The organism is Frigoribacterium sp. MCBA15_019 (genome assembly GCF_001864945.1).
Classification (GTDB): Bacteria; Actinomycetota; Actinomycetes; order Actinomycetales; family Microbacteriaceae; genus Frigoribacterium.
In genome coordinates, this window is record NZ_MJGS01000001.1 from 686,920 (window position 1) to 704,061 (window position 17,142).

Consider the following 17,142-nt stretch of genomic DNA (forward strand, 5'->3'; position numbering starts at 1 on the left):
CGTCTTCACCAGCGCCTCCCAGGTCGTTGCAAAGGAGACACGTCACCATCGGATCAGCCCCGTGGACTCGCCGCGCGTCACGCCGACCCCTCCGAAGGACGAAAACCCATGAAGAAGAAGACCAAGATCGGGCTCGGCATCGCCGCAGCCGTCGTCGTCGTCCTGGGGGCCACCGCGGCCTTCGCCGGGCCGGCCTTCTACCGTGACGTGATCGTCGGTGAACCCGACGCCGCGCCCACCGCCTCGCTCACCCCCGGCTCGAGCACGCTCGACCCCAGCCAGCTCACGGGCGACTGGAGCATCGGCGACGGCAGCACGGCCGGCTACCGCGTCGACGAGGTGCTGAACGGCACCGACGTCACCGTCGTCGGCAAGACCGACAAGGTCTCCGGCACCATCACCGTCGACGGCACGACCATCTCGGCCGCGACCATCGACGTCGACGTCGCCTCGATCGCGACCGACAGCAGCAATCGCGACGACTACTTCCGGGGCACCGCCATGCAGGTGAACCAGTACCCCACGGCCACCTTCACGCTGACCCATCCGATCGAGGCGGCCGTCCCCTCCGACGGCGAGGTGGCCAAGGTCGAGGCGACCGGCGAGCTGACCATGCACGGCGTCACGAAGACCGTCACCGTGCCCCTGCAGGCGGCGCTCTCGGGCGACGGCGTGCAGGTGAGCGGGTCGATCCCCGTGACCTTCTCGGACTACGGCGTCGACGCGCCGAGCCTCGGCTTCGTCAAGGTCGAGGACCAGGGCACGGTCGAGTTCCTCGTGGCGGCGACCCCCGCCTCCTGACCCCACGGGTGCTCGCGCCGGGCCCTCGCCCGTCGAGTGCGGCACGTCCGGACTCAGCTCCGGCGCAGCAGCTCGGCGATCGTGGCGGGCAGGGTGTCGACCAGGCCGAGCACGGTGAACGGTCCCCCGGCACTCGCCCGGGACGCCGCGAGGCCGTGGACGACCGCAGCCGTCGCGGCCAACCGGGCCAGCGCCTCCTCGTCCGCGGCGATCTCTTCCGCGTGCGTCGCGACCAAGGCGCCCAGGACTCCCCCGAGGGCGTCGCCCGCGCCGGCGGTCGCGAGCCACGTCGGAGCGCTGGCCGCGACGAGGCGCGTGCCGCCGGGCGACGCGACGTACGTGCGGTGCCCCTTGACGAGCACCGTGCAGCCCCACTCCCCCGCCGCACGTTCGGCGGCGCCCGCCGGATCGGCGGCGACGTCGCCGACCTCACGACCCGAGGCCTTCGCCAGCTCGCGGAAGTGCGGCGTCAGCACGACGGGCCCGGTCGCCTGCTCACGCAGCGAGAGCGCCCCGGCGTCGAGGACGAGCGGCACCCCCGAGGAGGCGCCGGTCGCGAACCCGTCGCGCGTCTCGTCGTCGAGGTGGTCCGGGTCGACCCCCGAGCCGAGCAACCACGCCTGCACGCGACCCGGGCTCGTCACGGCCTCGGGCCGACGGTGCAGCACGAAGTCGGACGCGCGGGCGGGGCCGAGGTAGCGCAGCATGCCGACGCCGGTGTGCAGCGCGGCCTCGACGCCGAGCACGGCGGCGCCCGGGTACGAGCTCGAGCCGGTCACGACGCCGAGCACGCCGCGGCTGTACTTGTCGTCGTCGACCGCGGGGACGGCGATCCGGTCGGCGGCGTCGGAGGGGGTCCAGTCGGTGAAGCGGGTGTCGGAGGTCACGCCCCGACGGTAGTCGGCCCCGACCCCGACGGGTCCGCCGATACGGTGGGTCGATGAGCATCTCACTCCCCGGCCGCACCGTCGTCTTCGACTACGGCGAGGTGATCTCGCGGTTCCCCGACGACGCCTCGCGCCGCCGCATCGAAGAGCTCGCGGGCGTCGACCCGGGCGTGCTCTGGCCCAGCTACGGCCGTCACCGCCACGCACTCGACCGAGGCACGCTGAGTTCCGGCGCGTACTGGCGCGCGATCGAGGCCGACACCGGCGCCGACTGGTCCCGCACCCGCGTGCACGAGCTCTGGGCCGCCGACTTCCCGTCGTGGTTCAGCCCCGAGCCCGGCACGCTCGACGTCATCGCCGACCTGGCCGACGGCGGCACGCGCCTGGCCCTCCTCTCGAACGCCGGTCTCGACTTCGCGTCGCCGTTCCGGCACTCACCCCTCGGCGAGCTGTTCGAGCGCGTCTTCGTCAGCGCCGAACTCGACGACCTCAAGCCGTCGGCCACGATCTTCGAGCACGTCCTGGCCGAACTCGGAACAACGGCCGCCGACACGGTGTTCATCGACAACAGGTCCGACAACGTCGAGGCCGCCCAGGCGCTCGGCATCACCGGGCACCTCTACACCGGGCCCGAGCCGCTCCGACACTTCGTCCACGAGCTCGCGGCCCTCCCCACCGAAAGGCGATGACCCCCCTCGTGACCCAGACGGACGCAGTCCCCACGACCACCCCCGACACCACCGCGACGCCCACCGGCGCGACCGTCGGCCTCTTCGACCCGATCACCCTGCGCGGCCAGGCCTTCCGCAACCGCCTCTGGGTCGCCCCCATGTGCCAGTACTCGGCCGAGCTCGAGGACGGCGTCCCCACCGACTGGCACCTCGTGCACCTGGGCTCCCTCGCCCGAGGAGGCGCGGGTGCGGTCATCGCCGAGGCCACGTCGGTCACGCCCGAGGGCCGCATCTCTCCGCAAGACCTCGGCCTCTGGAACGACGCACAGGTCGAGGCGTTCCGCCCGATCACGGCCTTCATCCGCTCACAGGGCTCCGTGCCCGGCGTGCAGCTCGCACACGCGGGCCGCAAGGCCTCGACCTTCCGCCCGTGGAGCGAGACCCAGGGCACCGTTCCCGCCGAACAGGGCGGCTGGACCACCGTCGCTCCGTCGGCGGTCGCCTTCGAGGGCTACGACGAGCCCGTCGCCCTGACCACCGAGGCGGTGGGCGACCTCGTCGAGGCGTTCCGCGTCGCCGCGCGCCGCTCGGTCGACGCCGGCTTCGAACTGATCGAGCTGCACGCCGCCCACGGCTACCTGCTGCACCAGTTCCTCTCGCCGCTGAGCAACGAGCGCGACGACCGGTACGGCGGGTCGCTCGAGAACCGAGCGCGCTTCCTGCTCGAGGTCGTCGCGGCCGTCCGTGCCGAGGCCGGCGACGAGCACCCGTTGCTCGTCCGCTTCTCGGCGACCGACTGGGCCGACGGCGGCTGGAACGAGGACGACACCGCCACCGTCGCCGCCTGGGCGCACGACGCCGGCGCCGACCTGTTCGACATCTCGACCGGCGGCCTCGTCGCCGGTGTGAGCATCCCGGTCGGCCTCGGCTACCAGGTGCGCTTCGCCGAGCACGTCCGTCGCCAGGGCCGCGTCGAGACGGGGGCCGTCGGCCTCATCGTCGGTGCCGAGCAGGCGAACGAGGTCGTGGCCAGCGGTCGGGCCGACGTCGTGCTCATGGCGCGCGAATTCCTGCGCGACCCGCACTTCCCGCTGCGCGCCGCGGCAGAGCTCGGGGTCGAGCTCGACTACACGCCGCCGCAGTACGAGCGAGCACCCTTCCGCGTGCGCTGAGCCCCCCGGGGCCGCAGCGGTCCCGCACGACGCGACCCGCGCCTCCTCACCCTCTCGGGGTCAGGAGGCGCGGGTCGCGTCGTCTGCGCAGCGTCGCTCAGCGACGCCGGGTCGCGTCCTGCACCTCGCCGATCAGCTCTTCGAGGATGTCCTCGAGGAAGAGCACGCCGCGCGTGGCGCCGGTCTCGTCGAAGGACCGCGCGACGTGGACGCCGCTGCGGCGCATGGTCGCCAGGGCGTCCTCGAGCTCGGTGCCCTGGAAGATCGAGATCAGCTGGCGGATGCGCTTCGGCGGAACCGGGTCGGCGAACTCGTCCTCGTCGAGGTCGATGACGTCCTTGAGGTGCAGGTACCCCGTGGGGTCGCCGCCGTCGTCGACCAGCACGTACCGCGAGAAGCCGCGCTGGGCGACGGCGCGCTCGACGTCGTGCGGCGTGGCGTCCTCGGGCAGGGTGACGAGCTCGTCCATCGGGACGGCCGTCTGCGCGACGGTCTTCTCGGTGAACTCGAACGCCGCGCGCACCGTGCCGGTGGCGTCGGTGATCATGCCCTCGCGCTGCGACTGGGCCACGATCGTCGCGACCTCGTCGACCGTGTAGGCGCTGGTCGCCTCGTCCTTCGGCTCGACCTTGAAGGCCCGCAGCACGGCGTTCGCCGAGTGGTTGAGGGCCAGCACGACCACGTGCAGCACGCGGGCGATGGCGACGAGCGGCGGGGCCAGCAGCAGGGCGGCACGGTCCGGCAGCGAGAACGAGATGTTCTTCGGCACCATCTCGCCGAACACCACGTGCAGGAACGACACGAGCACGAGCGTGATGACGAAGCCCACGACGCTGACCAACTCGGGGCTGAGTCCGGTCCAACCGAGCGGCCCCTCGAGCAGGTGGTGGATCGACGGTTCGGACACGTTGAGGATCAGCAACGAGCAGATCGTGATGCCGAGCTGCGTCGTCGCGAGCATCATCGTCGCGTGCTCCATGGCCCAGAGCGTGGTCTTGGCGGCGCGGCTGCCGGCTTCGGCCTTGGGTTCGATCTGCGACCGGCGGGCCGAGATGACGGCGAACTCGGCCGCCACGAAGAAGGCGTTGCCGGCCAGCAGCACCACGAGCCAGACGATGCCCCACCAGTCGCTGCTCATCGGGTCACCTCTTTCGTGCGGACCGCGCGACGGTCGTCCTCGACGCCCGTGCGCGCCTTCTCGGGACGCTCCTTCTCGGGCAGCACCTTCGGGTCGCGTCGACCGGTCCGGTCGCGGTCGTCGCGTCCGCGGCCGTCGCGTCGGCCCGGCTCGGTCGCCGTGACCTCGGGCACGTCGTCGGGCGTGGGCGTGAAGCGGATGCGGTCGATGCGTCGGCCGTCGAGCCGTTCGACCCGGAACGCGCCGTCGTCGGTCTCGACCACGTCGCCGACCTTGGGCAGGCGGCCGAGTTCGCTCATGAGCCAACCGCCGACGGTCTCGTAGGGGCCGTCCTCGGGCACCTTGACCGAGGCGCGCTCGAGCAGTTCGTCGGGCCGCAGCAGACCGGGGAAGGTCAGCCAGTTGCGCGAGCGGACGACGTCGACCCGGCTGCGGTCGTGCTCGTCGCTGACCTCGCCGACCAGCTCTTCGATCAGGTCCTCGAGGGTGACGACCCCGGCGGTCCCGCCGTACTCGTCGACGACGACGGCCATCTGGTAGCCGCGACCGCGCACCTCGCTCAGCAGGTTGTCGAGGGTCATCGTCTCGGGCACGCGGACCGCGTCGGTCAGCAGCGCGGAGACGGGCACGTCGGCCCGCTTCTCACGCGGCACCGAGACGGCCTGCTTGACGTGGACGAGGCCCACGACGTCGTCGATGCCGTCGTCGGTCACCGGGAACCGCGAGTAGCCGGTGCGTCGAGCCAACTCGAGGACGGTCTCGGCCGAGTCGCCGCGCGCGACGGTCGACAGACGGGGCCGCGGGGTCATGACGTCGGAGGCGGTGTGGTCGCTGAAGACGAGCGTGCGGGCGAGCAGGGTCGCCGTGTCGCGGTCGAGGCTGCCCTCGGTCGCCGAGCGGCGCACGAGCGACGAGAGCTCTTCGGCCGTGCGGGCACCCGACAGCTCTTCTTTCGGTTCGATGCCCATGGCGCGAAGCACGGCGTTGGCCGTGTTGTTGAGCAGGGCCACCGCCGGCTTGAACACCGTGGTGAACAGCACCTGGAACGGGATGACCAGCTTCGCCGTCTTGAGCGGCAGCGCCAGCGCGAAGTTCTTGGGCACGAGCTCGCCGATGATCATCGACAGCAGGGTGGCGACGACGATCGAGACGATCGGGGCACCGACCGCGACGACCCCCTCGGGCACGCCGACCGCGGTGAGCGGCGGCGAGATGAGCCGCGAGATCGCGGGCTCCATCGTGTAGCCGGTCAGCAGGGTCGTCAGCGTGATGCCGAGCTGGGCGCTCGACAGGTGGGTCGACGTGATGCGCAGAGCGCCGATGGTCGGGGCGAGCCCCTTCTCACCCCGGGACTGACGAGCCTCGAGGTCGGACCGGTCGAGGTTGACCAGCGAGAACTCGCTGGCCACGAAGAGGCCGGTGCCCACGGTGAGCAGCAGGCCGAACGCGAGCAGTATCCACTCGTTCACCGGGCGGAGTCACCCCACTCGGTGGAGGGAGCGCCCGTGGTCAGGAGGCGCGGCGTGCGATGGTGCGAGGGTGCGGTCGTCTGAGACGGAGGGTCATCCATAGACGGGCGATCTTACGGCACCGGCACGATTCCCGTCACGTGACCTCGCCCCCGTCTCACCAGCTGACGGGGAGCGCCTTGCCCTCTTCGTAACCGGCCGCGGACTGGACGCCGACGAGCGCGCGCTCGGCGAACTCGGGGACGGACGTCGCCCCGGCGTAGGTGAACGAGCTGCGGACGCCCGAGGTGATCATGTCGAGGAGGTCCTCGACACCGGGACGCAGCGGATCGAGGTAGATCTTCGACGACGAGATGCCCTCGGCGAAGAGCGTCTTGCGGGCCAGCTCGTACGGGTCGAGGCGCTCGAAGCGACCGCGCACGGCCTTGGTCGAGGCCATGCCCCAGCTCTCTTTGTAGAGGCCGCGCTCGTCGCTCGCCAGCTCGCCCGGAGCCTCGATGGTGCCGGCGAACCACGAGCCGATCATCACCGACGAAGCACCCGCCGCGAGGGCGAGCGCCACGTCGCGCGGGTAACGCACGCCGCCGTCGGCCCAGACGTGCGCCCCGAGGGCACGAGCGGTGGCCGCCGTCTCGAGCACGGCGGAGAACTGGGGACGACCCACGGCGGTCATCATGCGGGTGGTGCACATGGCGCCGGGCCCGACGCCCACCTTGACGATGGACGCGCCGGCCGCGACGAGGTGCCGGACGGCCTCTTCGGTGACGACGTTGCCCGCGACGATCGGCAGGCCCAGGTCGAGGGCGGACACCGCCTGGACGGCCCGGATCATGCCGTCCTGGTCGCCGTGCGCGGTGTCGATCACGAGCACGTCGACGCCCGCCGCGGCGAGGGCCTTCGCCTTGCCCGCGACGTCGCCGTTGATGCCGATCGCCGCGGCGACGCTTAACCGACCGTCGGCGTCGACGGCGGGCTGGTAGATCGTCGACCGCAGCGCGCTCTTGCGGCTCACCGTGCCGATGACCTGACCGTGCCGCAGCACCGGGGCGAAGTGGATGTCGGCCGCCACCATGCGGTCGAACGCGTCGCGCGGGCTGTCGACGTCGTCGGCGTCGAGCGAGGTGAGGGCGCCGTGCAGCAGGTCGCCGAGCACCGCGTCCCGCGGGGCCGTGGCCAGGCGGGAGGTGGCGATGCAGCCGAGGTACGCCCCCGTGCCGTCGTGCAGCACGATGCCGTGGCCTTCGACGGCCGGGACGACCGAGAGCGCCTGCTCGACGGTCTGGCCCGCGTCGAGCGAGTAGGGCGTGTCGTAGTCGACGGGCTGGGCCTTGACCCAGCGGATGGCGGCGTCGAGGTCTTGCAGGTGCATGTCCTGGGGCAGCACACCGAGGCCGCCGCGACGGGCCAGGGTCGCCGCCAGGCGTGGGCCCGTGACCGAGTTCATGTTGGCCGACACGATCGGGATCGTGGCCCCCGTGCCGTCGCCCGGGGCGAGGGACACGTCGAGCCTGCTGGTGATCGACGACCGGCTCGGGACGAGGAACACGTCGGAGTAGGTCAGATCGTGCGTGGGGGTCGTCTCGTAGAACCGCATGGGTCCACGGTAATCCCTGTGAGTCGTCCCGCCGAGGACCAGCCGTTTGCGCTTAAGCTGGCAGAGGTGGGCGTCGCAGCCCACGCACTGATCAACAATCAACGGAGAGTGGGCGATCGGCTGTGTCAAGCCACGTGACCGGTACAACTGACGACGGCGCTGCAGCCGAGTTCGGGGCCAACGAGTGGCTCGTCGACGAGCTCTACGAGCAGTGGGTGGTCGACAAGAACTCGGTCGACGAGTCGTGGTGGCCGATCCTCGAGGCCTACACGCCGCCCGAGGGCGGGTCCGCACCCACGTCGCCCGCCGCACCGTCCGTCGAGACCGCAGCCGCGCCTCCTGCGTCGTCCGCTGCCGCGCCGGCAGCCGATGCCCCGGCACCCGCGGCCGCTGCAGCCGCCGGCCAGAAGGCCGCCGCGCGCACGACCTCGGTCGAGCCGGCGGCGAAGCCGATCCCGGCCCAGGTGCCCGACAAGGCCAAGGCGAAGCCCGCGACGCCCGGCGAGCAGCCCACGCCCGAGGCCGAGAACGTCGTCTCGCCGCTGCGCGGCATGGCCAAGTCGCTCGCCACGAACATGGACGCCAGCCTCACCGTGCCCACCGCGACGAGCGTCCGCACGATCCCGGCGAAGCTGATGATCGACAACCGCATCGTCATCAACAACCACCTGAAGCGCGCCCGCGGCGGCAAGGTCTCGTTCACGCACCTCATCGGCTGGGCCCTGGTCCAGGCCCTCAAAGAGTTCCCCAGCCAGAACGTCTACTACGACGAGGTCGACGGCAAGCCGTCGGTCGTCACACCGGCGCACGTCAACCTCGGCCTCGCCATCGACATCCCGAAGCCCGACGGCACCCGCGCCCTGCTCGTGCCCGGCATCAAGAAGGCCGAAGAGATGCACTTCGGCGAGTTCCTCACCGCCTACGAGGACATCGTCAAGCGGGCCCGCGACAACAAGCTCGCCGCGGCCGACTTCCAGGGCAACACGATCTCGCTGACCAACCCCGGCGGCATCGGCACCGTGCACAGCGTGCCCCGCCTGATGAAGGGCGCGGGGGCCATCATCGGCGCCGGCGCACTCGACTACCCGGCAGAGTTCCAGGGCTCGGCCTCGAAGACGCTCGTCGAGCTGGGCATCGGCAAGACCATCACGCTGACCAGCACCTACGACCACCGGGTCATCCAGGGGGCGGGCTCGGGCGAGTTCCTCAAGAAGGTGCACGAGCTGCTGATCGGGCAGCGCGGCTTCTACGAGGACATCTTCGCGGCGCTGCGCATCCCGTACGAGCCGATCCACTGGAACGCCGACATCAACGTCAACCTGGCCGAGCGCGTCAGCAAGACGGCCCGCGTGCAAGAGCTGATCAACAGCTATCGCGTACGCGGCCACCTGATGGCCGACATCGACCCGCTCGAGTACCGCCAGCGCACGCACCCCGACCTGGCGATCGAGAGCCACGGGCTCACCTTCTGGGACCTCGACCGCGAGTTCGTCACCGGCGGCCTGGGCGGGCGCACCCATGCCCTGCTGCGCGACATCCTCGGCATCCTGCGCGACTCGTACTGCCGCACCATCGGCGTCGAGTACATGCACATCCAGGACCCCGCACAGCGCAAGTGGATCCAGGACCACCTCGAGGTGCCGTACACCAAGCCCTCGCACGACGAGCAGATGCGCATCCTCGCGAAGCTCAACGAGGCCGAGGCCTTCGAGACCTTCCTGCAGACGAAGTACGTCGGCCAGAAGCGCTTCAGCCTCGAGGGCGGCGAGTCCACCATCTCGCTGCTCGACACGGTCATGCAGCACGCCGCCCGCGAGGGCCTCGACGAGGTCGCGATCGGCATGGCCCACCGCGGCCGCCTCAACGTGCTGACGAACATCGCGGGCAAGACCTACGGCCAGATCTTCCGCGAGTTCGAGGGCACGCAAGACCCCAAGACCGTCCAGGGCTCGGGCGACGTCAAGTACCACCTCGGCACCGAGGGCGAGTTCACGAGTGCCGTCGGCGAGACGATCCCCGTGTACCTGGCCGCGAACCCGTCGCACCTCGAGGCCGGCGACGGCGTGCTCGAGGGCATCGTGCGCGCCAAGCAAGACCGCGGGACGCCCGGTGCCTTCAGCACGCTGCCGATCCTGATCCACGGCGACGCGGCCATGGCCGGTCAGGGCGTCGTGGTCGAGACGCTGCAGATGTCGCAGCTGCGCGGCTACCGCGTCGGCGGCACCATCCACATCGTGATCAACAACCAGGTGGGCTTCACGACGCCGCCGTCCGAGTCGCGCACGTCGGTGTACTCGACCGACGTCGCCAAGACGATCCAGGCGCCGATCTTCCACGTGAACGGTGACGACCCCGAGGCCGTGGCCCGCGTCGCCGAGCTGGCGTTCTCGTACCGTCAGCAGTTCAAGCGCGACATCGTCATCGACCTCGTCTGCTACCGCCGTCGTGGCCACAACGAGGGCGACGACCCCTCGATGACGCAGCCGCTAATGTACAACCTCATCGAGCAGAAGCGCTCGGTGCGCACGTTGTACACCGAGGCCCTCGTCGGCCGCGGCGACATCACGCAGGACGAGTACGACGGCGCCCACCGTGACTTCCAGGAGCGCCTCGAGCGCGCCTTCGCCGAGACGCACGCCGCGCAGACCGGGTCGATCCCGGTCGTCACGAGCGACGACGGCGACGTCGCCGACCTCGAGCGGCCCGTGGCCCAGCAGGACGATGCCCGAGGCGAGCCCGAGACCACGGGCGTGTCGCTCGAGCTCGTGCACGACATCGGCGACGCGCACGACAACCCGCCGGCCGGGTTCTCGGTGCACCCCAAGCTGCAGCAGCTGCTCAAGAAGCGCGTCGACATGAGCCGCAACGGCGGCATCGACTGGGCCTTCGGCGAGTTGCTCGCCTTCGGGTCGCTGTTGACCGAGGGCACGCCCGTGCGTCTCGCCGGTCAGGACAGCCGCCGCGGCACCTTCGTACAGCGGCACTCCGTGCTGCACGACCGCGAGAACGGCCAGGAGTGGCTGCCGCTGCAGAACATCGCCGACAACCAGGCGAAGCTCTGGATCTACGACTCGCTGCTCAGCGAGTACGCGGCGATGGCCTTCGAGTACGGCTACTCGGTCGAACGGGCCGACGCGCTTGTGCTGTGGGAAGCCCAGTTCGGCGACTTCAGCAACGGCGCCCAGACCGTCATCGACGAGTTCATCTCGTCGGCCGAGCAGAAGTGGGGTCAGCGCTCTAGCGTCGTGCTGTTGCTGCCGCACGGCTACGAGGGCCAGGGCCCCGACCACTCGTCCGCCCGCATGGAGCGCTTCCTGCAGCTCTGCGCCGAGGACAACATGACGATCGCACGGCCGTCGACGCCCGCGTCGTACTTCCACCTGCTGCGTCGTCAGGCCTATGCACGCCCGCGTCGTCCGCTCGTGGTCTTCACCCCGAAGGCCATGCTGCGGCTGCGGGGAGCGACCAGCGGGGTCGACGCGTTCACCTCGGGTCGCTTCGAGCCGGTGCTCGACTGCACGCGGGTGTCCAAGCCCGAGTCGACGAAGCGCGTCGTGCTGCACAGCGGAAAGATCCACTACGACCTCTCGACCGAGCTCGACAAGCGGGGCGTCCAGAACGACGTCGCGCTGGTCCGCCTCGAGCAGCTCTACCCGCTGCCGCTCGACGAGATCCGCCGCGTGCTCGACCGCTACCCGTCCGCCGAGCTGGTCTGGGCGCAAGAAGAGCCCGAGAACCAGGGGGCCTGGCCGTTCGTCGTGCTCGAGCTGCAGAAGCACCTCGACCGTCAGATCCGCGTCGCCTCGCGTCCCGCGTCGGCCTCGCCGGCCGCCGGGTCGAACAAGGCGAGCGCGCTGCAGCAAGCGGCCCTGATCGCCGAGGCGCTCGACCTCTAGACGCCAGCCCTACCGCACGACCGTGGCCGCGCCTCCTGCAGGAGGCGCGGCCACGGTCGTCTGCGCTGCTCTCCCCGCCCGCCCAGCCCCGGCCCCGCCCGGTCCTGCACTGCCTGCCCTGCCCCGCCCAGTCCTGCATTGCCTGCCCTGCCCCGCCCTGCCCGGCCCGGCCCGGCCCCGCCTCGCCCTGCCCTGCCCTGCCCTGCCCTGCCCGGCCCCGCCCTGCCCTGTCCTGCCCTGCCTGCCCTGCCTGCCCAGCCCTGCCCTGCCCTGCCCTGCCCAGCCCAGCCCTGCCCTGCCCAGCCCTGCCCTGCCCTGCCCAGCCCTGCCCCGCCCTGCCCCGCCTCGCCGTGTCCTGCCCCGCCCTGCCCTGCATCCGCCACCGGCCCGCAGTCGGCAACTCAGGAGTCCTGTCACCGCGCCCCGCGCCAACCGCCCGATCCGCAACCGTTCTCCTGAGTTGCCCGCACGCGACCGACCACACCCGCATCCACGTAGGCTCCCGCGCCGACACTGCGAGCCGAACTCGGTCCCGGACACGGGCCCGGCCCCGCTGTCGGCAACTCAGGGCTCCTGCACGCGCTGCACCGCTCAGACGCCTGCGCGACGACACCAGCCAGGAATTGCCGACACACGACCCGCGACATCGACGATTGCGGAGGGGCTCGGTGATGCAGGAGAAAAGGCTCCTGATCGGACGACCCCGCTGTCGGCAACTCAGGGCTCCTGCTTGCGCAGCACCGCTCAGACGCTTTCGCGACGACACCAGCCAGGAATTGCCGACACGCGGCCCGCGAGACACGCCCCGCGACCGGTGACCTGTGGCGGCAGCGTCAAGGGCAGCGGGAGCGTCAGGGGCGCTGGCTCGGGAGCATGTGCGCCTTCGGGCATGTTCACACGCGAAGCGCACCGGGAGTCCTGAGTTGCCGACCGCGGGCGGCAGGTTCAGCCGACGGTGAGGCCGCTGTCGCGGCGGCAATAAGTCGCGGCGGTCAGATGAGCTTTGAGTAGCGGACGCCGGCCTCGTGGTAGCCGCGCTTGCGGTAGAAGCGGTTGGCCGAGTCGGTCGCGGCAGCCGAGACCGCGTTCAGCACGCGCGCCTGGTGCCCCCGGGCCCACGACTCGAAGTGGCCGAGCAGGTACGACCCCACGCCGTCGCGGCGCGCCTCGGCCGACACCACGAGGAGCAGCAGCTCTGCCGTCGGGGCATCGTCGTTGTACGCCCACACGACGTGGCCACCGGCGACCGCCGTGATGCGACCGTCGTCACCCCGCACGACCCATGTCTCGTGCCCCGCGTCGGCCGTCAGCCGGGCGAGTCGCGCCGAGAGGACGTCCGCGTCGAGCGCGTAGCCGAGCAGGCCGATCAAGGACACGAGGTCGTCGAGGTCGCTGGTGGTCGGGATGCCGAGGGGCTGCACCGTTGCGGTCATGGCTCGACGCTAGCGCAGGCGCTCGGCGTGTGACGACCGGAGGTCCGGGCCCGGAACTAGCGGTGAGCGGACTGCAGTTCGCGCAACCGTGCCAGGACGGTCGCCCGCAGGTCTTCGGGTGCCGTCTCTCGGCAGGCGCGCTGGACGGCCTCGGTCAGCACGACGCCGACCTTGTGCTCGCCCGAGCAGTCGCCGCAGTTCGCCATGTGCTCGCGGATGTCGGCCGCGTCCTCGCGGCACAACTCGTTGTGCAGGTAGTCCTCGAGTTCGGCCTTGGCCTTGGTGCAACCACAGTCGGTCATTTCTTTGCGCCCTTCGACGAGCCGACGGGGACGGCGATGCCACGATCGCGTGCGTAGTCGGCGAGGAGTTCACGGAGCAGGCGACGGCCGCGGTGCAGGCGGCTCATCACGGTGCCCACGGGGGTCTTCATGATGTCGGCGATCTCTTGGTACGAGAAGCCTTCGACGTCCGCGAAGTACACGGCCATGCGGAAGTCCTCGGGGACCTTCTGCAGGGCGTCCTTCACGGCACTGTCGGGGAGGTGGTCGATCGCCTCGGCCTCGGCCGAGCGGGTCGAGCCGGAGGCGCGGGTCGCCGACTCGGCGCCGCCCATCTGCCAGTCTTCCAACTCGTCGATCGTGCCCTGGTAGGGGTCGCGCTGCTTCTTGCGGTACGTGTTGATGAACGTGTTGGTCTGGATGCGGTAGAGCCAGGCCTTCAGGTTGGTGCCCTGCTGGAACTGCGCGAACGCCGCGTACGCCTTCACGAACGTCTCTTGGACGAGGTCGCTGGCGTCGGCCGGGTTGCGCGTCATGCGCATGCCCGCGGCGTAGAGCTGATCCATGAACGGAAGCGCCTGCTCTTCGAAGAGGGCGCGCTTCTCGGCGTCGGCGTCGACGGCCTCGAGGGCGGCGTCGACGTCGGCCTCGGTCGGTTCGACGGCGGCATCGGTCGGTGTGGGCTCGTGGCCCTCGGGGGTGCTCATCAGGGCCGATTCTAGTTCGGCGACGGTGATTTCCCTCGGTGCGAGTGCGACAGGCACAGGTCCTCCAGGTTCTTGCTGCATTACTGTGGTGAACCGATGCAGGTGTACAGGTATTCCGGGCCCGAGTTCTCTCCCTACGGCGACGGAAAGGTTCCCGAGGTCGACGAGGGGCGCTGGGTGGCGCCCACCGCCTCCGGCCCGTTGCGCGCCTCCTCGTCCCTGCCGGGGTCGAAGTCGCTGACGAACCGCGAGTTGGTGCTCTCGGCCCTGGCGTCCTCGCCCTCGACGTTGCGGCTGCCGCTGCACTCGCGCGACACGGCGCTGATGGTCGAGGCGCTCAAGGCGCTGGGCACGACGGTCACCGAGTTCCCGAACGACTCCCCCTTCGGCCCCGACCTGGTCGTCACACCGGGCGAGCTGCAGGGCGGGGCGACGATCGACTGCGGTCTGGCCGGCACGGTCATGCGGTTCCTGCCCCCGGTCGCGGCGCTCGCCCTCGGCCCCGTCACCTTCGACGGTGACGCCAGCGCCCGCAAGCGTCCGATGCGCACGACGATCGACGCCCTGCGCGCCCTCGGCGTCGAGGTGAACGACGACGGCCGGGGCGCACTGCCCTTCAGCCTCTACGGCACCGGCGAGGTCGAGGGCGGAGACGTCGAGATCGACGCGTCGGCCTCGAGCCAGTTCGTCTCGGGCCTGCTGCTGTCGGCCGCCCGCTTCGAGCGCGGCCTCACCCTGACCCATACCGGCGAACGCCTGCCGAGCCTGCCGCACATCGAGATGACCATCGACGCGCTCGCGCAGCGCGGGGTCGAGGTCGAGTCGCCCGCCGTCGGCACCTGGATCGTGCCGCCGACGCCGATCGAAGGGCGCAAGGTCGTCATCGAACCCGACCTGTCGAACGCGGCTCCCTTCCTCGTGGCGGCCCTGGTCGCGGGCGGCACCGTGTCCATCGCGCACTGGCCGGCCGACACGACCCAGGTCGGGGCCGACCTGATCGACCTGCTGCCGCTCTGGGGGGCCACCGTCACGCTCGACGGCGACACCCTCACCGTCGACGGCGGCTTGGGCCTCGTCGGCGGCGGCTCGCTGCCCGGCGTCGACGTCGACCTGTCCCGCGGCGGCGAGCTCGCCCCCGCACTGGTCGCCCTCGCCGCCCTCGCCTCGGGCCCGAGCACGATCACCGGCATCGGCCACCTGCGCGGTCACGAGACGGACCGCCTCGCGGCCCTCGCGGCCGAGATCAACGCCCTCGGAGGCGCGGTGACCGAACTCGAGGACGGCCTGCGCATCGAGCCGTCCCCGCTGCACGCGGGCCAGTGGCGCACCTACGAGGACCACCGCATGGCGACGGCCGCGGCGATCATCGGCCTCGCGGTCGAGGGGGTCGAGCTCGACGACGTCCGCGTCGTCGCGAAGACGCTGCCGCAGTTCGTCGAACTGTGGGACGAGATGCTCGGCCGGGCCGTCCGCCAGAGCCCTGCCGACATCGACCTGCTCGGGTTCCTCTAGGCGCCGGGCCGACGGCGATGAGCGAGGCACGGCGCAGGACGGACGAGGCACGGTCGACGATGAGCGAGGCACGATGAGCTGGTGGAACGACGGCGACGACGCCGACGACGAGCGCGAGTACGGCGAGTACGACGAGAGCTCGGTGCGGGTGCGCCCGAACCCCAAGGGCAACAAGCCGCGAACCAAGCAGCGTCCGGCCTACGCGAACGCCGAAGAGGGGGTCGTCTGGACGGTCGACCGCGGCCGCTACGGCGTGCTGATGGACGCCGGCACCCCCGACGAACGCGAGATCACGACGGCCCGGGCGCGCGAGCTCGGCAAGAAGAGCGTCGTGACCGGCGACCGCGTCGGCGTCGTCGGCGACACGAGCGGCTCCGAGGGGTCGCTCGCCCGGATCGTCAAGGTGCACGACCGCTCGACCCTGCTGCGGCGCAGCGCCGACGACAGCGACGCCGTCGAGCGCGTCATCGTCGCCAACGCCGACCAGATGCTCATCGTCGTGGCGGCCGCCGATCCCGAGCCCCGGCCCCGCCTGGTCGACCGCTACATGGTCGCGGCGTTCGACGCCGGGGTCGAGCCGATCCTCTGCATCACCAAGACCGACCTCGCCGACCCGGCGCCGTTCGCGGCGCACTTCTCGTGCTTCGACCTGCGCATCGTCACGACGACGTCGACCTCGTTCGACGAGGTCGCGCCCGGCGGGCAGGTCTCCCCCGCGCTCGACGAGCTGCGCGGCGTCCTCGACGGCCACGTGACGGTCACGGTCGGCCACTCGGGCGTCGGCAAGTCCACCCTCGTCAACGCCCTGACCGGGTCGCGGCGTGAGGTGGGCGTGGTCAACGCCGTCACCGGACGTGGGCGGCACACGTCGTCGTCGACGGTGTCGTTCAAGGTGCCGACCGGCGGCTGGATCGTCGACACCCCGGGTGTGCGGTCGTTCGGGCTGGGTCACGTCGACCCCGAGAACATCCTCAAGTCGTTCGCGGCGCACGCGATCCCGGCCGAGGGCGAACCGGTCGACGGCATCCCGCTGGCCGAGGCCCACGACTGGGAGATCGTCGACCGCATCCAGGCCGGCGAGCTCGGCGACGTCGGCCGCGAACGGCTCGAGTCGCTGCAGTCGCTGCTCGCGTCCAAGGGCGGGGTGAGCGCGCGCGACCTCGCGGCGGCCGCCGACGACGCCCGGAGCGACGAGCTCGGCTAGCGCACGGCTGCGTCGCACCGCCGCCGGCCGATCCGCGCCGGGGCCGGCCGTGCGACTTCGCACCGCGTTTCGTGCAGCACACCGGGACTAGTCGCGGTGCCGTGCACGAAACGCGGTGCAGTGAGGTGCGGCGCCGGGCCTTGCGGTGCGGCGCCGAGCGGGGAGCGGGCGCGGGACTGGTCGGGGGTGCGGTGGGTGCAGGAGGCGCGGGTCGGGCCGGCGGGCGGGGCGCGGACGAGCAGGGCGGGCTCGGTACGCTGACGGGGTGACCGATGCTGCTGAGCCGACCCGCGCCTCCTCGTCCGGACCCGACCGATCGGACGGCCCCGCGAACGGCCTCGCCGACGACTCCGCGGGCGCTGCGGGCGGCGCGGACG

General features: G+C 71.4%; 13 protein-coding genes. 6 read left to right on the forward strand and 7 right to left on the reverse strand.

The genetic code is table 11. The features are described from left to right. Nucleotides 1–108: 108 nt before the first annotated feature. Nucleotides 109–801, forward strand: coding sequence for a YceI family protein (locus BIV04_RS03315; RefSeq protein ID WP_071254092.1), 693 nt, complete (start codon nucleotides 109–111; stop codon nucleotides 799–801). A 53-nt stretch (nucleotides 802–854) separates the two neighbouring features. On the opposite strand, the gene BIV04_RS03320 is transcribed toward BIV04_RS03315, so the two are convergent. Continuing rightward, entirely contained in the window at nucleotides 855–1,688 is an 834-nt protein-coding gene (locus BIV04_RS03320; RefSeq protein ID WP_071254093.1) for an ADP/ATP-dependent (S)-NAD(P)H-hydrate dehydratase, read from the reverse strand. 53 nt (nucleotides 1,689–1,741) lie between these two features. Between BIV04_RS03320 and BIV04_RS03325 the strand changes: the two genes are divergently transcribed. Together BIV04_RS03325 and BIV04_RS03330 are read left to right on the forward strand one after the other, a co-directional pair. Further along, entirely contained in the window at nucleotides 1,742–2,377 is a 636-nt protein-coding gene (locus BIV04_RS03325; RefSeq protein ID WP_071254094.1) for an HAD family phosphatase, read from the forward strand. Then, nucleotides 2,374–3,531 (forward strand): NADH:flavin oxidoreductase/NADH oxidase, encoded by a 1,158-nt coding sequence (locus BIV04_RS03330; RefSeq protein ID WP_083396091.1) that lies wholly within the window; start codon nucleotides 2,374–2,376, stop codon nucleotides 3,529–3,531. Before BIV04_RS03325 ends, BIV04_RS03330 begins: the two co-directional genes overlap by 4 nt. A gap of 97 nt (nucleotides 3,532–3,628) precedes the next feature. Here the strand turns inward: BIV04_RS03330 and BIV04_RS03335 are convergent, their stop codons facing one another. The 3 genes from BIV04_RS03335 to BIV04_RS03345 all read right to left on the reverse strand — a co-directional run bounded on the left by BIV04_RS03335 (nucleotide 3,629) and on the right by BIV04_RS03345 (nucleotide 7,732). Continuing rightward, on the reverse strand, nucleotides 3,629–4,669 hold the full coding sequence (locus BIV04_RS03335) for a hemolysin family protein (protein ID WP_043593716.1): 1,041 nt from the start codon (nucleotides 4,667–4,669) through the stop codon (nucleotides 3,629–3,631). After that, complete coding sequence (locus tag BIV04_RS03340) at nucleotides 4,666–6,138, reverse strand: hemolysin family protein (protein WP_083396092.1); 1,473 nt, start codon at nucleotides 6,136–6,138, stop codon at nucleotides 4,666–4,668. The genes BIV04_RS03335 and BIV04_RS03340 overlap by 4 nt, the downstream gene beginning before the upstream one ends. Before the next feature lie 157 nt (nucleotides 6,139–6,295). After that, entirely contained in the window at nucleotides 6,296–7,732 is a 1,437-nt protein-coding gene (locus tag BIV04_RS03345; RefSeq protein WP_071254095.1) for a GuaB1 family IMP dehydrogenase-related protein, read from the reverse strand. 122 nt (nucleotides 7,733–7,854) lie between these two features. Between BIV04_RS03345 and BIV04_RS03350 the strand changes: the two genes are divergently transcribed. After that, nucleotides 7,855–11,628: a multifunctional oxoglutarate decarboxylase/oxoglutarate dehydrogenase thiamine pyrophosphate-binding subunit/dihydrolipoyllysine-residue succinyltransferase subunit gene (locus BIV04_RS03350; RefSeq protein ID WP_083396093.1), complete on the forward strand. Its 3,774-nt coding sequence runs from the start codon at nucleotides 7,855–7,857 to the stop codon at nucleotides 11,626–11,628. A 992-nt stretch (nucleotides 11,629–12,620) separates the two neighbouring features. On the opposite strand, the gene BIV04_RS03355 is transcribed toward BIV04_RS03350, so the two are convergent. Genes BIV04_RS03355 through BIV04_RS03365 form a run of 3 tightly spaced genes read right to left on the reverse strand, consistent with a single transcriptional unit; the run spans nucleotide 12,621 to nucleotide 14,049 of the window. Further along, nucleotides 12,621–13,061, reverse strand: coding sequence for a GNAT family N-acetyltransferase (locus BIV04_RS03355; RefSeq protein ID WP_071254099.1), 441 nt, complete (start codon nucleotides 13,059–13,061; stop codon nucleotides 12,621–12,623). A 56-nt stretch (nucleotides 13,062–13,117) separates the two neighbouring features. Continuing rightward, nucleotides 13,118–13,363 (reverse strand): zf-HC2 domain-containing protein, encoded by a 246-nt coding sequence (locus tag BIV04_RS03360; protein WP_043593711.1) that lies wholly within the window; start codon nucleotides 13,361–13,363, stop codon nucleotides 13,118–13,120. Continuing rightward, complete coding sequence (locus BIV04_RS03365) at nucleotides 13,360–14,049, reverse strand: sigma-70 family RNA polymerase sigma factor (protein ID WP_071254101.1); 690 nt, start codon at nucleotides 14,047–14,049, stop codon at nucleotides 13,360–13,362. The genes BIV04_RS03360 and BIV04_RS03365 overlap by 4 nt, the downstream gene beginning before the upstream one ends. 96 nt (nucleotides 14,050–14,145) lie before the next feature. Between BIV04_RS03365 and aroA the strand changes: the two genes are divergently transcribed. Next, the gene (aroA, locus tag BIV04_RS03370) at nucleotides 14,146–15,561 is read left to right on the forward strand and encodes a 3-phosphoshikimate 1-carboxyvinyltransferase (protein WP_071254102.1); all 1,416 of its coding nucleotides are present in this window, start codon (nucleotides 14,146–14,148) and stop codon (nucleotides 15,559–15,561) included. Nucleotides 15,562–15,634: 73 nt separating this feature from the next. Then, entirely contained in the window at nucleotides 15,635–16,765 is a 1,131-nt protein-coding gene (gene rsgA / locus BIV04_RS03375; protein WP_071254104.1) for a ribosome small subunit-dependent GTPase A, read from the forward strand. The last annotated feature ends 377 nt before the right edge of the window (nucleotides 16,766–17,142 follow it).